Below are 209 nucleotides of genomic sequence, written 5' to 3' on the forward strand. Positions count from 1 at the left end.
CCGCTAGGATGTGCGGATAGATGGCAAGGAACGGTGGAATGACATCTGAGCCGACAAATCGCACGACCGACTTGTGCCTGTTGCTGCTTCTGTCGACCCTGTGGGGTTCGTCCTATACCTTCATCAAGATCGGCGTCGAGACGATCCCGCCGGTGACGCTGATTGCGGCGCGGACGCTGATTGCCGGAAGCTTGCTCCTCGTTCTGGTG

The 209-nt window shown here is 58.9% G+C and carries 1 protein-coding gene; it reads left to right on the top strand.

Annotated elements, in window-relative coordinates:
• Positions 1 to 38 precede the first annotated feature (38 nt).
• Positions 39 to 209, top strand: a 171-nt coding sequence (locus ACOZKU_RS27770; RefSeq protein WP_421581612.1) for an EamA family transporter, incomplete at its 3' end; no start/stop codon positions are given.

It is taken from the genome of Shinella sp. M31 (assembly GCF_049199205.1).
In the GTDB taxonomy this organism is placed as follows: Bacteria; Pseudomonadota; Alphaproteobacteria; order Rhizobiales; family Rhizobiaceae; genus Shinella.